18 protein-coding genes are annotated in these 17,643 nt (G+C 61.9%); 14 read left to right on the forward strand and 4 right to left on the reverse strand.

Going from position 1 to position 17,643, the window contains the following annotated elements:
- Positions 1–39: 39 nt before the first annotated feature.
- Positions 40–630 (forward strand): lytic transglycosylase domain-containing protein, encoded by a 591-nt coding sequence (locus DQW77_RS01990; RefSeq protein WP_113256498.1) that lies wholly within the window; start codon positions 40–42, stop codon positions 628–630.
- Positions 631–641: 11 nt separating this feature from the next.
- Here the strand turns inward: DQW77_RS01990 and DQW77_RS01995 are convergent, their stop codons facing one another.
- The 3 genes from DQW77_RS01995 to miaA form a co-directional block, all read right to left on the reverse strand.
- Positions 642–2,309, reverse strand: coding sequence for an ABC transporter substrate-binding protein (locus tag DQW77_RS01995; protein WP_113256499.1), 1,668 nt, complete (start codon positions 2,307–2,309; stop codon positions 642–644).
- Positions 2,310–2,397: 88 nt separating this feature from the next.
- Positions 2,398–3,192: a helix-turn-helix domain-containing protein gene (locus tag DQW77_RS02000; RefSeq protein WP_113256595.1), complete on the reverse strand. Its 795-nt coding sequence runs from the start codon at positions 3,190–3,192 to the stop codon at positions 2,398–2,400.
- An 80-nt stretch (positions 3,193–3,272) separates the two neighbouring features.
- Positions 3,273–4,163 (reverse strand): tRNA (adenosine(37)-N6)-dimethylallyltransferase MiaA, encoded by an 891-nt coding sequence (gene miaA, locus DQW77_RS02005; protein WP_113256500.1) that lies wholly within the window; start codon positions 4,161–4,163, stop codon positions 3,273–3,275.
- A 146-nt stretch (positions 4,164–4,309) separates the two neighbouring features.
- Between miaA and pyrH the strand changes: the two genes are divergently transcribed.
- The 13 genes from pyrH (at position 4,310) to lpxB (ending at position 16,326) form a co-directional block, all read left to right on the forward strand.
- Complete coding sequence (pyrH, locus tag DQW77_RS02010) at positions 4,310–5,041, forward strand: UMP kinase (protein WP_113256501.1); 732 nt, start codon at positions 4,310–4,312, stop codon at positions 5,039–5,041.
- 50 nt (positions 5,042–5,091) lie between these two features.
- Complete coding sequence (gene frr, locus DQW77_RS02015) at positions 5,092–5,655, forward strand: ribosome recycling factor (RefSeq protein ID WP_113256596.1); 564 nt, start codon at positions 5,092–5,094, stop codon at positions 5,653–5,655.
- A gap of 17 nt (positions 5,656–5,672) precedes the next feature.
- A complete protein-coding gene (gene uppS, locus DQW77_RS02020; RefSeq protein ID WP_113256597.1) occupies positions 5,673–6,398 on the forward strand; it encodes a polyprenyl diphosphate synthase in 726 nt (241 codons plus the stop codon).
- On the forward strand, positions 6,395–7,183 hold the full coding sequence (locus DQW77_RS02025; protein WP_113256502.1) for a phosphatidate cytidylyltransferase: 789 nt from the start codon (positions 6,395–6,397) through the stop codon (positions 7,181–7,183). Before uppS ends, DQW77_RS02025 begins: the two co-directional genes overlap by 4 nt.
- Positions 7,180–8,352 carry a 1-deoxy-D-xylulose-5-phosphate reductoisomerase gene (gene dxr / locus DQW77_RS02030; RefSeq protein WP_113256503.1) on the forward strand — a complete coding sequence of 391 codons (1,173 nt, stop codon included), beginning with the start codon at positions 7,180–7,182 and terminating at the stop codon, positions 8,350–8,352. The genes DQW77_RS02025 and dxr overlap by 4 nt, the downstream gene beginning before the upstream one ends.
- A gap of 9 nt (positions 8,353–8,361) precedes the next feature.
- Positions 8,362–9,708 carry an RIP metalloprotease RseP gene (rseP, locus tag DQW77_RS02035; RefSeq protein WP_113256504.1) on the forward strand — a complete coding sequence of 449 codons (1,347 nt, stop codon included), beginning with the start codon at positions 8,362–8,364 and terminating at the stop codon, positions 9,706–9,708.
- 106 nt (positions 9,709–9,814) lie between these two features.
- Positions 9,815–9,940, forward strand: coding sequence for a hypothetical protein (locus tag DQW77_RS18440; RefSeq protein ID WP_258523639.1), 126 nt, complete (start codon positions 9,815–9,817; stop codon positions 9,938–9,940).
- Between the two features lie 229 nt (positions 9,941–10,169).
- On the forward strand, positions 10,170–12,407 hold the full coding sequence (gene bamA / locus DQW77_RS02040) for an outer membrane protein assembly factor BamA (RefSeq protein WP_258523640.1): 2,238 nt from the start codon (positions 10,170–10,172) through the stop codon (positions 12,405–12,407).
- Between the two features lie 2 nt (positions 12,408–12,409).
- Complete coding sequence (locus DQW77_RS02045; RefSeq protein ID WP_113256505.1) at positions 12,410–13,018, forward strand: OmpH family outer membrane protein; 609 nt, start codon at positions 12,410–12,412, stop codon at positions 13,016–13,018.
- Between the two features lie 69 nt (positions 13,019–13,087).
- Positions 13,088–13,552 carry a 3-hydroxyacyl-ACP dehydratase FabZ gene (gene fabZ / locus DQW77_RS02050; RefSeq protein ID WP_113256506.1) on the forward strand — a complete coding sequence of 155 codons (465 nt, stop codon included), beginning with the start codon at positions 13,088–13,090 and terminating at the stop codon, positions 13,550–13,552.
- 8 nt (positions 13,553–13,560) lie between these two features.
- The gene (gene lpxA / locus DQW77_RS02055) at positions 13,561–14,367 is read left to right on the forward strand and encodes an acyl-ACP--UDP-N-acetylglucosamine O-acyltransferase (RefSeq protein ID WP_113256599.1); all 807 of its coding nucleotides are present in this window, start codon (positions 13,561–13,563) and stop codon (positions 14,365–14,367) included.
- A 4-nt stretch (positions 14,368–14,371) separates the two neighbouring features.
- Entirely contained in the window at positions 14,372–15,178 is an 807-nt protein-coding gene (locus DQW77_RS02060) for an LpxI family protein (RefSeq protein WP_113256507.1), read from the forward strand.
- Entirely contained in the window at positions 15,178–16,326 is a 1,149-nt protein-coding gene (lpxB, locus tag DQW77_RS02065; protein ID WP_113256508.1) for a lipid-A-disaccharide synthase, read from the forward strand. Before DQW77_RS02060 ends, lpxB begins: the two co-directional genes overlap by 1 nt.
- Before the next feature lie 56 nt (positions 16,327–16,382).
- On the opposite strand, the gene mnmA is transcribed toward lpxB, so the two are convergent.
- Positions 16,383–17,525 carry a tRNA 2-thiouridine(34) synthase MnmA gene (gene mnmA / locus DQW77_RS02070; RefSeq protein ID WP_113256509.1) on the reverse strand — a complete coding sequence of 381 codons (1,143 nt, stop codon included), beginning with the start codon at positions 17,523–17,525 and terminating at the stop codon, positions 16,383–16,385.
- Between the last annotated feature and the right edge of the window lie 118 nt (positions 17,526–17,643).

Raw genomic sequence — 17,643 nt, forward strand, 5'->3', positions numbered from 1 at the left:
TCAGTAGAATGGCGCCAGTATTTCGGGGGACAGTGCGACATGCGCAGGCTGACCATCGCGTTGACCGGTTTTCTGGTAGCCGCCGCAGGGGGTGTTCATGCGGATATCCTGTCAACCAAGAGCCGGACATCCGTTTTCGCGTCGCAGGCAGGGGTGCTGGACAAGCGCGCCTCGGCCAAAAACAAGGCGTCCATCAAGCTTGATGCGCCCGAGATACGCACGCCGACCAAATGGGGAACTGCCAAAGCCTATGACGGGCGGTATCGCGGGCGTTACCTGTCGCTCGCGCGTGCGGCGGCCCGAAAGTACGACGTGCCCGAGGATCTGTTTCTGCGTCTTGTTCAGCAGGAATCCAACTGGAAACCGTCGGCCAAGTCCCACAAGGGCGCCATCGGCCTTGCACAGTTGATGCCGGACACGGCGCGGCGTTTGCGTGTCGATCCGCATGATCCGCGGGAAAACCTTGACGGTGGCGCACGTTACCTGGCGCAGCAATACCGTGAATTCCGCTCCTGGCGGCTGGCGCTCGCGGCCTATAACGCGGGTCCGGGCGCGGTGCGCAAATACGGCGGCGTGCCGCCGTTCCAGGAAACCCGGAATTACGTCAAGATCATCTGGGGAAACAGCTGATCCCTCACGGTTCAGGCGGCGAAGCCGATCTTGTAAAGGTGGATCTCGTTCGATGGGTGACGGTCGGCATTCACCAGTGTTCCGTTGTGGTGATTGTAGAGAGCCCGCCAATAGGGCTGGATGATGACGCCTTCCTCGCGCAGGAGTGTTTCCAGCTTCGCCATCACGTCGCGGCGGCTGTCGGCATCCGCAAGTGACATGGCCCGGTCCAGCAAGGCATCGAATTCGGCATTCTCGAACCCGGTCTCGTTCCAGGCGGCGCCGGACCGGTAGGCGAGGGCCATGACCTGAATCTCGAGCGGGCGGTGATTCCACTGGGTGGACGAAAAGGGGTATGTTCTCCAGTTTTGCCAGAAAATGGCGCCCGGCAGGATCGTGCGCCGCACCTTGAGACCGGCATCGCGCAACTGCGCGGCCACGGCATCGCCGGTGTTGCGCTGCCATTCATCGTCGATGGTGATGAGGTCATGTTCGAAGTCCTCCAGGCCGGCCTCCTGCATGCCCTGCAAGGCTGCGCCCGGGTCATGACCTGCGGGACCGATATCAGCATAAGCGGGATGAATGGGGCTCACATGATGATCGGCCGCGACCGTACCGCGCCCCGAGTGGCCAAGTTCCAGGCAGATGCCGTTATCAACCGCCATCGCAAGCGCCCGGCGAACCCGTTTGTCCGCGTAGGGCGTGATCTCGCCGACCTGTGCTTTCTGATGGGAACGGATCACTGTGGTGGCTGCGCTTTCGGTGCTGGTGCCCGTCCACCCAAGGGCATCCATCACGTCGATGAAAGCGCCGACGGTTTCGTACAAGAGATCTATTTCACCTGCTTCCGCCGCGGCGATCCACGTCGACGGATCGGTCCCGTAGTCAATGAACTCGACCCTTTGCAAGTAGGGACCGCCAAGGACCTCGCGGCCCCACCACTGGTGATCGTCGGCGCGTTCGAGAACGCATTTTTCCCCGATGGTCAGGCTGACCGGCCGGAAAGGACCGGTGCCGATACCATGCGCGAAGACATCCCCCCCCTCGTAACTGGCATGGGTGATCGCGGCGGGATAGTCGGACATGTTGGCGATGATCGCGACATCCGGCGCTGAAAGCGACAGAACGACGGTCCGGGAATCGGGGATGGTGATGGCCCCGTCGCGGACCTTTCCGGTCGCCGGATCAATCAGGGCCGACATTCGGCTCGCCATGGAATTGCCCTCGGCAGTGCTGTCGCACCACCGGGCGATGTTCCGCGCGACATCCTTTGCCGTGAAGCTGTCGCCATTCTGCCAGGTGACTCCGGGCCGCACCTTCAGCGTGTAGGCGGTGGCATCATCGTTGACCTCCCATCCTTCCAGGAGCATGCCGCGAAAAGTGCCCTCGCGCGTGTATTCCACCAGGTATTCCAGAAATCCGCGAACCTGATTGCCCATTTCGCTCCAGTCGAAGCTGCGGGGATCATTCACGGGTTTCACGCTTTGCTGTATACGCAGGGTTCCGCCCGGCGCGATGCGTGTCTGTGCGGCGGACGGGCAGGGCAGACCGGCAAGCCCCATCGCGACCACGGGGGAGGCGCCAAGGCTTGTCGCCCGGGCGAGGAATTCCCGCCTGCTGATCTTGCCGGCGGCCAGGTCTGCCCGGTGGCACGCGATGGCCGGATGCTGCGTTTGTCGCCGGATCGGAGTGTCGGTCATTGGGAGGCCCTGGTCGGAACGGTCATTGCCTGTCGAGGATACATACCGTGTTCCCCTGCCGCCAGTGCAAAGCCGTTTGAAATCGCTTTCAGTCCCGATTGCGAGCCCGCTTTCGCAAGGCCGAAGGGCTTTGCCCCGTGTGGTGCAGGACGAAGCGCGAAAAATAGGCAGCACTGGCAAATCCCAACTGTGCCGCGACGTGGCGGATCGGGTCTTCGCCATCCTCGATCAGGCACAATGCGGCGTGAAGAGTCCGTTGGGTCAGGAGCTCTGCCGCCGTCAGGCCGGCGCACTGCCGGCAGCTTCGCGTCAGGTGCGTCGGGGTCACGCCCAATGCCCGGGCGTATTCGGCCATCGGCTTGCCACTGGCGTAGTCGCGTTCCACCAGGGCGCAATAGGCCATGATAAGCCGTTCCGCGGCGGTCTTGTGTTGCGCGGCCACCCCGTGGTCGATCATCGCACGGCGCAGCCAGACGGTCATCAGTGTTGCATGCGCCTGCAGCGCCTCGTCATTGAAGGGGCGCGCAAGTGCCTGCTCGCGTTGCATCGCGTCGAGCATGGCCGTCAATTCGGCCTGTGCATGCACCTCGCGGACGCGCAAGTGCTGTGGTGTGTCCGGCATCAGGACCGGTCCGCCCGGCGGAATCAGGCATACAAGGCCGAAATTCTGGCTTCCGGTATCGAGTGAGAAAAGCGTGCCGGCCGGTATGGCCAGAGCATTGTGCACCCCAAGCCCGCGCCGCAGACCCTCAACCGTGAATCGGCCCTGGCCGCGGGTAATCCAGACCAGGGCATGACACGGGCTGCTATGTGGCAGCTCCACACGCCAATCGGCACCTCTGGACCATTGGGCCAGTGTCAGGATCCTCAACTTTTCACTCATGAAGGAAAACCCGGTCAAAATCATTTATTATGAAATTTTGGCAGAAAGTTTCCTCTCTGTCAGGATCAATTGTTGATAAATCAAAAGTTTTTGCATTGCGGCGGAGTTATCCACAGCCAGTCCGACATGCGCGAGCGAAACCAGCTCCGTTGGCGCTTGGCATATTGGCGCGTGGCAATGGTGGCGGCTGCGCGTGCCTGATCCAGACCGGTCTCGCCACGCAGATGGGCCACCAGCTCCCGTGCGCCAATGGCTTTGGATGAAGGGTGCGCCGGATCCCAGCCCGGCAGGTTGGCGCGCACCTCGTCCAGCGCGCCTTGCGCGAGCATCCGGTCGAACCGCTGTTCGATCCGCGGCGTGAGCCACGACTTGGGCGCATCGATCACCAGCGGCGTGCAGTTCCGGACCGAAAGTGCCGGCGGCGGGGTTTCGTCCTGCCATGCGGCCAGCCCGCGGCCGGTAGCGGCCTGCACTTCCCAGGCGCGCTGAACCCGGGCAGGATTGAGCGTATCAATCCGGGCTCGTGTTGCGGCGTCCAGCTCGCAGAGCAACGCTCCGGCGCCTTCTGCGGCAAGCCGTTCATCGGCCGCGTTTCGAATCGATGACGGAACGGCGGGAATCTCGGCCAGGCCCTCGGTGAGGGCGCTGAAATACAGGCCGGTTCCGCCAACGATGATCGGCCTTTCCGCTTGATCTAGCAGTGGCGCCATTTCGCGCAGCCAATGACCGACGGAATAGGGCGAATGGCCCGGGACGTGTCCGTAAAGCCGGTGGGCAACCCGCGCCAAGTCGGCCGCTGACGGGCGGGCCGTCAGGATGTGCCAGTTCGCGAAGACCTGGATCGCATCCGCGTTGATGACCACGCCGCCTGATTTCTCGGCAATGCGCAGGGCCAGCTCCGATTTGCCCGAGGCGGTTGGCCCCGCGATCAGGACCGGGCCCGTGGAGGGGATTTGAGGCAAGTCATCCATCGGGCCAGTGAGATACGCCAACTCGGACCGGATTGCGAGTTCCCCATCCGTGTTTTCACGTCGGCCACGGTTTATGTGATTGAACCTGAGCGGGATTTGGGACATTTTGCGCCCGATTGCCCCACGGCGCCAACGGAGCCCGTCCAATGACCGATGCCGATCCTGCGACTCCGAAGTTCAGCCGGGTGATGCTGAAGATATCGGGAGAGGCGTTGATGGGGGATGCGGGATACGGTCTGCACCCCCCCACCGTGGAGCGCATCGCGCAGGAGGTGGCGGCTGTTCACGAGCTTGGGGTCGAGATCTGTATGGTGATCGGGGGAGGCAACATCTTTCGCGGCTTGCAGGGGTCGGCACAGGGCATGGAACGGACGACCGCGGATTACATGGGCATGCTGGCCACGGTGATGAATGCCCTCGCCATGCAAAGCGCGCTTGAGAAGCTGGGTGTCTTCTGCCGGGTGATTTCGGCGATAAGAATGGATGAGGTGGCGGAACCCTATATCCGCCGGCGGGCCGTCCGGCATCTTGAAAAGAAACGCGTGTGCATTTTCGCGGCCGGAACCGGAAACCCCTACTTCACGACGGATACCGCCGCGACGCTGCGCGCCAACGAAATGAATTGCGACGCGATCTTCAAGGGCACCAAGGTCGACGGCGTCTATGATCGCGACCCGGTCGCATGCAGCGAGGCGCAGCGCTACGACCGCGTCACTTATGACGAGGTGCTGGCCAGGCATCTCAAGGTCATGGATGCCAGCGCGATCGCATTGGCGCGGGACAACGACCTGCCGATCATCGTGTTCAGCCTGGACGAGCCGGGTGGCTTCAAGGGTATTCTTGCCGGGCAAGGGGCTTATACAACGGTGCATGGCTGACTCATGGTCACGCGCGGGTGCGTGGCTGGCGGGCTGAAAGGGAAAAGATCATGGCTGAAGAGATTGAAATCGACACCGACGACCTGGAACGCCGCATGAAAGGCGCGCTCGGCTCGCTCGGCAGCGAGCTTGCTTCGCTGCGTACGGGGCGCGCCTCCGCAAGCATGCTGGAACCGGTCATGGTCGATGCCTACGGGCAGAAGACCCCGATCAACCAGGTGGGCACGGTCAACGTGCCGGAACCGCGCATGGTGACTGTGAATGTTTGGGACAAGTCATTGGTTGGAAAGGTTGAAAAGGCAATTCGCGAAAGCGGACTCGGGATCAACCCTCAACTCAACGGCACGATCATCATGTTGCCGATCCCCGAACTGAACGAGGAGCGGCGGCGTGACCTCTCCAAGGTGGCGTCGCAATATGCCGAGAACGCCCGTGTCGCGATCCGCAATGTACGCCGCGACGGCATGGATCAGATCAAGAAGGCCAAGAGCGATGGCATGTCGGAGGATGATCAGAAATTCTGGGAAACCGAGGTGCAGAACCTGACCGATGAATATATCGCCTCGGTGGACGATGCGCTTGAGAAGAAGCAAGCAGAGATCATGCAGGTTTGATGGATGACGGCGCCCATATGAAACCCGGCCCGCCGTGCCGGAACGGCCCATCCCATGTTGCGATCATAATGGATGGCAATGGCCGTTGGGCACAGGCCCGTGGACGTCCGCGGCTCTATGGGCACAATGCCGGCGCCAGAAGGGTGCGCGAGATCGTTGAAACCTGTCCCGAACTGGGCGTGAAGTACCTGACCGTTTTCGCCTTCTCGACCGAAAACTGGAAGCGGACCCAGACCGAGGTCGCCGGGCTGATGAGCCTGTTCCGGCGTTATATAACCCGCGAAGCCCGCGTTCTGCGCGATCAGGGTGTTCGCGTGCGTTTCATCGGTGATCGCCTGCGCCTCGACAAGAAGCTGGTGACCCTTATGGACGAGCTGGAAGAGATCACGGCGAACAACGATCTTCTTCACCTGACCGTGGCCCTCAACTACGGAAGCCGAGACGAGGTGGCCCGCGCGACCCAAAGACTTGCCCGGGATGTCGCCGCAGGGCGACTGAATCCTGACGACGTGAATGAAGAAACGCTGCCAAAATACTTGGATACTTATGTTTTACCGGATCCGGACCTTGTCATCAGAACCAGTGGTGAGGCGCGGATTTCCAATTTCCTGTTATGGCAGTCTGCTTACGCGGAATATGAATTCGTCGATACGCTGTGGCCCGATTTCAACCGCGACCTCTTCGCGCGTGTCGTACGCGCTTACGGCCGCCGCGAGCGGCGGTTCGGCGCCGTGACCGCATGAGCGCCGACGCCCGGTGGGCTGATCTGCTGCCGCGGCTGCTATCCGCGGCCGGCCTGATCGTGGTGGGCCTTGGCGCGGTATGGGCAGGGGGTCTGGTCTTCGCGGCGGCGCTTTGGGTGCTCGGCGGCCTGATGATTTGGGAACTGACACGCATGATCGCGCCCCATGCGCCCGCTGCGGCAACACGGCTTGGTGCGCTCGCGTCCGGCGTTCTGGCCGCGACATGGTTCCTGCCGGCCATCTTCCTCATTCCCATGGTTCTGGCCGTGGCACTTGTCGGTGCGGGGCAGCTGGGCCGGGAGCGTGCATGCTTCGTGGTCGGTGCCGCGGGCATCCTTCTGGCATGCCAGATGGCCGGGATGTTGCGGGTCGAAGGTGGTCTGGCACTGTTCCTTTGGCTGGTCGGCGTGGTCGTGATCTCGGACGTGGCGGGGTATTTCGCCGGGCGCATCATCGGAGGGCCGAAATTCTGGCCACGGATCAGCCCAAAGAAAACCTGGTCGGGGACCATAGCGGGCTGGATCGGCGCGTCGATTGTTGGCCTTGCATTTTCCGGACCTTCGGGACTTGGACAGGCTCTGGTTCCGCTTTCGGTTCTCGTCGCGCTTGCCGGACAGATGGGCGATCTGTCCGAGAGCGCGCTGAAACGCCGCCTCGGCGTCAAGGACAGTTCGGGTCTGATCCCGGGGCACGGGGGGGTGCTGGACCGGTTCGATGCGATGTTGGCGGCCGCGCTGCTTGGCGGTTTTCTGCATGTGGCCGGGCTTCTTCCGGGGGCGACATGAAACGGATCTCGATTCTCGGCTCGACGGGCTCCATCGGGCAAAATGCGCTCGATCTTGTCAGGCAAGCACCCGGGCAATACCGAGTGGTTGCTTTGACAGGGGGGGACAACATTTACCGGCTTGCGTCGGACGCGCGCGAGTTCGGGGCGGAAATCGCGGTGACGGCTCATGAAAACCGCCTTGCGGAGCTGCGTGACGCCCTCGAGGGCAGCGGCATCGCGGCAGCCGCGGGGCGAAATGCACTGAACGAGGCGGCGGCGCGTCCTACAGATTGGGTTTTGTCCGCGATCGTCGGGGCCGCCGGACTAGAGCCGGGACTGGCCGCGCTCCGGGACGGCGTGACACTGGCGCTTGCCAACAAGGAATCGCTGGTCTCGGCGGGGCCGCTCCTGATGAGTGCTGCCGCGCGCAGCGGGGCGCGGATACTGCCCGTGGACAGCGAGCATTCCGCGATCTTCCAGGCGCTTTCAGGCGAGAATACCGCCGCGGTCGAGCGGGTGATCATAACCGCCAGCGGTGGCGCATTCCGCGATTGGCCGTTGCAGGGACTGGCCGAGGCGACAGTGGCGGAAGCGTCGCGGCACCCGAACTGGACAATGGGGCAGCGGATAACGATAGACAGCGCTTCGATGTTCAACAAGGCACTGGAAGTTATTGAAGCAAGGGAATATTTCGGATTTCATCCGGACCAGATCGAGGTTCTGGTGCATCCGCAGTCACTTGTCCATGCACTGGTTGGTTTCAGGGATGGCGGGCTGATGGCCCATGTGGGGCCGCATGACATGCGGCATGCGATCGGATATGCGCTCAATTGGCCGGACCGGTTGGTGCTGCCGGTCGATCGTCTGGATCTGGCCGCGGCGGGGAGCCTCGAATTTTTTAACCCCGATAATGCGCGCTATCCGGCGCTCGGGCTTGCACGCCAGGTGATGGAGGTGCGCGGCCTGAGTGGCGCCGTGTTCAACGCCGCGAAGGAGCGTGCGCTCGATCATTTCATTGCCGGAAACCTGCGTTTCACTGACATGCACGGAGTTGTCGCGGGCACACTGGACCACTTGTCGTCAGAACCTGGTCTTATTGACGCCGAAATTACACTTGATAGCGTACATCGTCTGGACCATCTGGGACGTATTGCCGTCGATGATCTGGTCGGCAGGAAACCGGGATAGGTAGGGTCAGTGGATATTGCAGCGCTCATTCCGCAATTCGGAAATTTGTTCATGGTGCTTCTCGCCTTCGTTGTTGCGCTGTCGATCATCGTCGCAATCCACGAATACGGTCACTACATCGTCGGTCGATGGTGCGGGATCGAGGCGGATGTATTTTCCCTCGGGTTCGGCCCTGTCCTCTGGTCACGCCATGACAGGCGCGGCACCCGCTGGCAGGTCGCGGCTCTGCCCTTCGGCGGATATGTGAAATTCCGCGGCGACGCCGATGCCTCGAGCGGGCAGGGCGACGCAACCCTCAAGGCAATGTCGGACGAGGAATTGCGGCACACGATGCACGGCGCCCCGCTTTGGGCACGCACGGCCACCGTTTCGGCAGGTCCGCTGTTCAATTTCGTCCTGTCGGTGCTGGTGTTCGGAGCCGTCATGATGGCGCAGGGCAAGATGGCCGAACCGATCGCGATCGGGGAGGTCAAGCCGCTTCCGGGTGACGAGATCAACTTGCGCGCCGGTGACGAGCTTCTTTCGATCGCGGGCACTGCCCTGCCGGATCTTGATGAAACCGACGGGCTGGACGAATTCGTCAAGACCCTGCCGATCGCGCCGCGACTGGATTACGGCGTGCGCCGGGACGGGCGCGAGATGACGGTTTCCGGCCCGTATCCCCTGCCACCGCTGGTCACGCAGCTCGCGCCTCAATCGGCGGCCTATGAAGCCGGCATGCGGGTCGGCGACGTGATCATCGCCGTGGACGGAAGCCAGATAACGGCCTTTTCGGAACTCAAGGAAATCGTCGAAGGGTCCGGTGGCCGCGCCCTGGACCTGACAATCTGGAACCAGGGCGAGACCCGCCAGTTGACATTGCGACCCAAGCGGGTGGACGAGCCTCAGCCCGATGGCGGGTTCCGCACAGCGTTGCGGATCGGCATTGCCGGTGGACTGGCATTTGAACCCGCCACCACGGCTCTTTCTCCTGTTGAGGCGCTTGCCGGCGGCGTCACACAGACCTGGCGCGTGATCACCAACTCCCTGTCGGGCCTGTTTCACATGATCACCGGAGCCATCAGCAGCTGCAACATGTCCGGGCCGATCGGAATCGCCGAGGTCTCGGGCGCGATGGCCAGCCAGGGCGTGGAGAGCTTTGTCTGGTTCGTCGCTGTTCTTTCGGCGGCAGTCGGCTTGCTCAACCTGTTTCCGATCCCGGTTCTGGATGGTGGGCACCTAGTGTTCTACGCCTTCGAAGCGGTGGCCGGACGCCCGCCAAGCGACACAGCGCTCAAGATCATGATGACCGTCGGGCTGACACTCGTGCTGTCGCTCATGGCATTTGCCCTGGCCAACGACATTCTGTGCCCGTGACGTTCGTACCCTGAGAGCGAATGGCCATCAATTCGCCGCAATTTGTGGCCAAACCGGCCATATTCGGCAGCCATGTTGCACGATAACGGAATCACGGAGGTGAGCCATGCAACATATCATCGGCGGATATCGCGGCCTTAGTCTTTTGTTCAACCTGAACATGGACCTGATCGTCTATATTTCCACGATCGTGATTGCGTTGCTCGCAGGGGCATTCATCGGCTCCTTGTGATCCGGTCTTTCGTCGTTGCAACACAGCGTGCGGAAACCGGCCCCGCGCCCCATTGGTATTTTGACAAGACCCGTCGGACGGTTTACTGAATTCCCCTACTGGGATGTCTGATCGGGTTACAGAAATGCATAATTATAAGCTGGGGCCGCACACACGGTCCGGGGGCGCAGTATCGAAACCGGCAAAAGCGTTTTTCTTCTTTTTTTGCATGCTTTTGCTGTCCACTGTTATGTCTTTGCCAAACGCTGCCGAGGCGCAGACTTATCGTTTCACCTCCATCACGGTTGCGGGAAATGAACGGGTCGAGCCGGGCACGATCCTGACCTACGCGGGAATCGAGCAAGGAGAGGCCGTCAGCGCCGGAGAGCTCAATGCCGCGTACCAGCGGATTCTCGGCAGCGGCCTGTTCGAAACCGTCGCAATCGAACCGGAGGGCAACCGGTTGCGGATCGTTGTGGACGAATACCCGACGATCAACCGGATCGCTTTCGAGGGCAACAAGCGTCTCAAGGATGACGAGCTTGAGGGCTTCATCGAAAGCAGTCCGCGTCAGGTCTTCAGTCCTGACAAGGCCGAACGCGATGCCGCCACCTTGTCGGAAGCGTATGTGCAGAACGGGCGCATCTCCGCGCGGGTCAACCCGCGCATCATCCGCCGCAGCGACAACCGCGTCGATCTTGTCTTCGAGATTTTCGAGGGCAAGAAGATCGAAGTGCAACGGATAGGGTTCGTCGGCAACCGCGCCTTTTCGGATCGGCGGCTTCGCCGGGTCCTGCAGAGCAAGCAGGCGGGCCTCCTTAGGGCGCTGATCGAGAAGGACACGTTCGTCGAGGACCGGATCGCCTTCGACAAGCAGGTTCTCACGGATTTCTACCAGTCCCGGGGGTATGTCGATTTCCGGGTCACCGGCGTCAATGCCGAGCTGGCGCGCGAGCGCGACGCCTATTTCGTCACCTTCAACATTCAGGAAGGCCAGCAATTCACTTTCGGTGATCTCACGACGACCAGCGAGATGTCGGGCGTTGAGTCCGAGCCGTATCATGACACGCTGAAGATCCGGAAAGGTGTGACCTATTCGCCGACCCTGGTCGAGAATGCCATCGCCCGGATGGAGCGCCTGGCGATACGGAATGGCCGTGATTTCCTGCGGGTCGAACCGCGCATCGACCGTGATGACCGTGATCTGACCCTCAATGTCGATTTCGCGCTTACGCGTGGACCGCGCGTTTTCATCGAGCGCATAGATATCAAGGGCAATACCACGACACTGGATCGCGTGATCCGGCGGCAGTTCGACTCCGTGGAAGGCGATCCGTTCAATCCGCGCCAGATTCGCGCCGCTGCCGAGCGAATCCGCGCGCTCGATTATTTCCAGACCGCGGAAGTGGACGCCCGCGAAGGATCACGGCCGGATCAAGTGGTCGTCGACGTCAATGTCGAGGAGAAATCGACCGGAAGCCTGTCTTTCGGGGCCAGCTTTTCTTCCAGCGTGGGCCTTGGCATCCAGCTGGGGTTCAAGGAACGCAACTTCCTTGGTCGCGGTCAGAAGCTGGCCGCGTCGATCGCAACCACCGACTCGGCGCTGAACTTCAATATCGACTTCACCGAACCGGCCTTCCTTGCGCGCGACGTGGCCTTCGGCCTGAATTTCGGCTACACGGAAACAGACAGTGATTTCAACAACTTCGACACGACACTGGGGCGTTTCCGGCCCAGCCTGACCTTCCCGGTCAGCGAGAATGGCCGTCTGTCCGTGCTCTACAGCGGTGCCTATGAGGAAATGAACGATTTCAATGGCCTCAGCGGCGTCCTGGCTGCGGAAACCGCGCAGGGTGATCGGATCTCTAGTGGCGTGGGATATCAATACACATATGACACGCGCCGCACTGGCCTGAATCCGAATGCCGGCGTGCTGCTGTCTTTCGGCAACGAGATTTACGGTCTTGGCGGCGACAATGAATATCTCAAGACGTCGGCACGCGCAGTCGCGCAGACCAAGGTGCTGAACGAGGAGGTGACTCTGCGCGCAAGCCTGGAGGGTGGGGCGCTGAACTTCAACAGCGGGCAGGAAAGCCGGGCGATTAACCGGTTCCAGAGCCAGATCATGCGCGGGTTCGAGCCCAACGGCATCGGTCCCACCGAAACCAACGCGGGCCTTGTCGAACATCTTGGCGGCAATTTCTTCGCGGTCGCCAAGTTCGAGGCCGAATTCCCGCTGGGTCTTCCCGAGGAATACGGTATTTCCGGCGGCGCATTCTATGACGTTGGCTCGATCTGGGATGTCGACACCTCGAACGCCACCGGGACGATCGCATCCGAAGGCTTCAATGCGCGCCATGTCGTTGGTGTTTCATTGTTCTGGAAATCACCTTTCGGTCCGCTGCGGTTCAACTGGTCGGTGCCGGTGGTCGACGAACCGGGTGACGTGACGCAGAACTTCGATCTGACCGTCGCTTCGGATTTCTAGAAATGGCATCACTGGGGAGCAGCCTGCGGCTCGCCGTCCTGATTGTCGGCCTTCTGGCCTCACCGGCGACGTCCCAGAGTTTCGGCGTCGTCCAGAACGATGTCATCGTTCTGGACACTGACAGGCTTTTCAACGAGTCCCGGTTCGGTCAGCGCATGATTGCCGATTACCAGAGGCAGCGCGAGGCGTTGATCGCGCGCAACCGCGAGATCGAGGAACAACTGAAGGCCGAGGAACAGGACCTTACAGAAAAGCGCGGGACAATGCCCGCCGACGAATTTCGCGATCTTGCGGATGCGTTCGACGAAAAGGTACAGGGCTTTCGGGAACGGGCCGAGCGCAAGGCGCGTGACCTTGAACGCCGTCGCGAGCGTGCTCCGGTGTCCTTCATGCGGACAATCGAACCGGTGCTTGTCGAGTTGATGCAGGATTCTGACAGCGACATCATACTCGAAAAACGGCAACTTCTCCTGGCGACCGATGTGATAGATGTGACCGATCTTGCAATCTCGCGCGTTGACGAGGCCCTTGGCGAGGGTCCGCCGGACGTGGGTGGAACTGCTGGCGGGCAGGCCCCGGAAGCCGGCGAAGAAAGCCCCGGAGAGAACTAGGCGCGCTTGCCCATCGAGGGCCGAGTTGCTAGGGATCAGCCCCACGGCGCTGGCGAAAGAGGACACCTGATGAACGAACCGCTGAGAAGCGCGGATATCCACCTGATCCAAAGGCTGATCCCGCATCGCTACCCTTTCCTTCTTGTTGACCGGGTGGTGGATATCGACGGCCATCAATCGGCGCGCGGCATAAAGAATGTGACCATGAACGAGCCGCATTTTCAGGGGCATTTCCCGGGCAAACCGATCATGCCCGGGGTCACGATCGTGGAAGCGATGGCGCAGACAGCGGCAGTGATGGTCGGCACCTCGCTGGGCATGGAGGACCGCAACATGCTGGTCTATTTCATGTCGATCGACAGATGCAAGTTTCGGCGCATGGTGATCCCGGGAGACGTGTTGGAAATGCAGCTGCGGACACTGCGCGGCAAACCCGGCGGCAAGGTCTGGAAGTTCGCCGGCATTGCCGAGGTCGAGGGAGAGATGGCAGCCGAAGCGGAATTCACCGCGATGATGGACCTGCCGGAAACCTGATGTCCACCATGTCCGGCAAAGAAACAGAAACCCGGGTGCACCCTTCTGCGGTCGTCGAAGACGGCGCGGAGCTTGGTGTCGGCTGTTGGATTGGCCCTTTCTGCCATATCGGTCCTGGCGTGAAGCTCGGGGATCATGTCGAGCTCAAGAGCCATGTTGTCATTTCCGGCCGAACCGAGATAGGTGCCGAGAGTGTGGTTTTTCCTTTCGCGTGTATTGGCGAGATCCCCCAGGATCTGAAATTCCGCGGGGAAGAGACGCGGCTCGAGATTGGTGCGCGGGCGCGCATCCGCGAACATGTGACGATGAACACCGGGACCGAAGGTGGCGGCGGTTTGACCCGCGTGGGGGATGACGGCCTCTTCATGGCCGGATGCCATCTGGCCCATGACGTGCGGATCGGCGACCGCGTGATTATCGTGAACAATGCCGCGCTTGCCGGTCACTGCGTGCTTGAGGATGACGTGATCATCGGCGGCCTGTCGGGCGTGCATCAGTTTGTACGCATCGGACAGGGTGCCATAGTTGGCGCGGTCACCATGGTGACACATGATGTCATTCCATATGGTCTGGTGCAGGCGCCACGAGGCGAGCTGGACGGTCTCAACCTTGTGGGGTTGAAACGCCGCGGTGTCGGCCGTTCGGACATCACCGCGCTGCGGGCCGCCTTCCAGATGCTCGCGCAGGGCGAGGGTGCGTTCCAGGACAGGGCGAAACGCCTGGGCGAAGAGACCGAGAGCGCGTATGTGCGCCAGATCGTCGAGTTCGTCACCGGGGCGAGCGACCGCTCGTTCCTGACCCCCGGAACGGATTGAGCGCATGGCGGGCCGGCTTGGCATCGTTGCCTGTGGTGGCGGCCTTCCGGTGGCGATTGCGGCGGCGCATCCCGAAGCACTGCGGATCACGCTGGCGGGTGTTCCGCATGACCTGGGTGAACAGGTATGCGAACTGCACCTGGAGAAGCTGGGCGAGATCTTCGCGGCTTGCAGAAACGCGGGTGTGGATCGCGTGGTTCTGGCCGGTGCGTTGTCCCGGCCGGTCCTGGACCCTGAACAGTTCGACGACACGATGCGTCTGGAAGCGCCGCGGCTGATGGCCGCCATGAAAGAAGGCGACGACTGCCTTTTGCGGCAAGTGATAGATGTGTTCGAGAAGAACGGCTTTCAAATCGTCGGCGCCCATGAGCTTTTGCCGGAACTGACGGCGCCCGAAGGGCATCTGGCCGGGCCGCCGTTGACAGCGCAGGATCAGGCCGACGCGGCGCGGGCGATCGAAATCCTGATGGCGCTTGCAACCGTCGATGTGGGGCAGGGCTGTGCGGTGGCAGGTGGTCAGTGCCTGGGCATCGAAACCTTGCAGGGCACGAATGAGACATTGCGCTTTGCGAGTCGCACACCAAGCGACCTACGCAGGGGGTTCAAGGGCGTGTATGTCAAGGCTGCGAAACGCCAACAGGATCTGAGGGTCGACATGCCGGTTGTCGGGCCCGAGACGATTGCGGAAGTTGCGGCCGCGGGGCTGTCCGGTTTGGTGATCGAAGCCGGGCGCGTGATGGTGCTTGACCGCAAGAAGACCTTGCAAACCGCGGAAAATGAGGGAATTTTTCTTTCATCAAGAGGTCTGTGATGCGGGTCTTCATGGTTGCGGGTGAAGCATCCGGCGACCGCCTTGGCGGCGCATTGATGGCCGGCTTGAAAAAGCTTGAAACTGTGGAATTCCAGGGTGTTGGCGGCCCCATGATGGAGGCGGAGGGCCTGACAAGCCAGTTTCCGATGGACGAGTTGAGCCTGATGGGGCTGGTTGAGATCCTGCCGCGCTACCCGCATCTGCGCCGGCGACTGCACCAGACGGCCGAGGCAGTTCTGGCAGCGCAACCGGATGTCCTGATCACCATCGACAGCCCGGACTTCTGCCTTCGTTTGGCCAAGCTGGTCAAGAAGAGAAGCAGTGTGCGAACCGTGCACTATGTTGCCCCCTCGGTCTGGGCCTGGCGTTCGGGGAGGGCGCGCAGGATGGCACGCCATGTCGATCATGTCCTGGCTCTTTTGCCCTTTGAGCCGCCGCTCATGGAGGCGCACGGAATGGCCTGCGATTTCGTGGGTCATCCGGTTGTTGCAGAAGCCGTACCGACCGGGGCGCAGATGGCCGGATTCCGGGCCAGGCATGGCCTGGGCGAGGCCCCTTTTCTGTTGGTTCTCCCGGGCTCGCGCCGCTCCGAGGTGGCGCGCCTGGGACCGATTTTCGGACAGGCCCTGCGCACGGTCCTTGACAATAACCCCGATCTGGAACTCGTCGTGCCAACCACCGCGGCCGCCGAACCGGTGTTGCGCGAGACCTTGCCAAACTGGCCCAAACAGCCGGTCGTGCTTTCACCATCAAACATTAAAGGTGACCAGTATAATACTGATAAAAAATGTTCATTTCATTGTGCCGATTGGGCGCTTGCGGCCTCGGGGACAGTTTCCCTGGAACTGGCTGCGGCAGATACGCCGATGGTGATCGCCTATGACGTACACCCGTTGAGCCGCGCGATCATTGCGCGGATGCTGAAGGTGGACACTCTGACACTGGTCAACCTGGTCAGCGAAACTCGCGCCGTGCCGGAATTCATCGGCAAGGCGTGCCGGGCCGATTTGATCGGGCCTGCCGTGCTGCGGCTGATGGATGATCCGGGGGTACAGATCGCGGCGATGCGATCCACGATGCAGAAACTGGGACGCGACCAAGAGGCACCGGGCCTCCGGGCCGCCCGCGCGGTGCTGGCGGGACTGTGACGTTTGACCAGCTTCAAGGCCTGAAAGAGGGTTGTTGCAAGCAAATCCGCCTGCGGTCAGCCCTTCCAGATCCAGCCACCGCCGAGCACACGGCTGCTGTCGGCTTCGTAGAACACGCAGGCCTGCCCGGGGCTGACCCCCTCTTCGGGAGTGAGAAGCTCGACCTCGGCGCTGTCCGGACCCAGTGGCCGGATCACCGCGTCAGCCGCTGGACGTGTGGAGCGGACCTTGACGGTCACATGCCACTCGGGCGCTGACGCGAAGGCCGCGTCACCCAGCCAGTTGACCTCGCGCACCGGCACGGTGCGGGTCGCGAGCATCTCTTTCGGGCCGACGATGACGCGCCGTTCCTCGACATCCAGTTTCACCACGTAAAGCGGTTCGGACAAGCCGCCGATCCCCAGCCCGCGGCGCTGACCGATGGTGTAGTGGATCACGCCCTCATGGTGCCCGAGGACGCGGCCGCGTGTATCCACGATCTCGCCGGCGTCGGCAGCGCCGGGGCGCAGCTTCTCGATGACCGAGGCGTAATCACCATTGGGCACGAAACAGATGTCCTGGCTGTCGGGTTTGTCTGCCACCCCGAGCCCGTATTTCGCGGCAAGCGCACGGGTGGCATCCTTGGACGGCAGGTGACCAAGGGGAAAGCGCAGGTAATCAAGCTGTTCGCGGGTTGTGGAAAACAGGAAATAGGACTGATCGCGCGCAGCGTCTGCGGCACGGTGCAATTCGGGTCCGTTGGCGCCCGCCTTGCGGCGGATATAGTGGCCGGTGGCCATGCAATCCGCATCCAGATCCTTCGCCGTTTCCAGCAGGTCACGGAACTTCACCCGTTCGTTGCAGCGAATGCAGGGCACCGGCGTTGCACCGGCGAGATAGCTGTCGGCGAACTCGTCGATCACCGCATCGCGAAAGACGTTCTCATAATCCAGCACGTAATGGGGAAATCCCATCTCGCCGGCGACTCGCCGGGCGTCGTGGATATCGCGGCCCGCACAGCACGCGCCTTTCTTGGCCAGTGCCGCGCCGTGATCGTATAGCTGCAGGGTGACGCCGACCACGTCGTAGCCTTCCTCGGCCAGTTGTGCGGCCACGACGGAACTGTCGACGCCACCGGACATGGCCACGACGACGCGCGTCTCGGCAGGCGGCTTGGCGAAGCCCAGCGAGTTCGGTTCGGTATTCGTGTCCAGTGCCATGGCGGCCCCTCAATGCGTTCCGGCGGAATATAGGAAAATCCTAAGCACTCTCAAGCCCGGGTTTCACAGGCCCTTAAGAGCGATTTCGGCAGTGTGGCCTCCGATTTACGGAGGGTGA

It is taken from the genome of Roseovarius sp. TE539 (assembly GCF_003298505.1).
Lineage (GTDB): Bacteria > Pseudomonadota > Alphaproteobacteria > Rhodobacterales > Rhodobacteraceae > Roseovarius.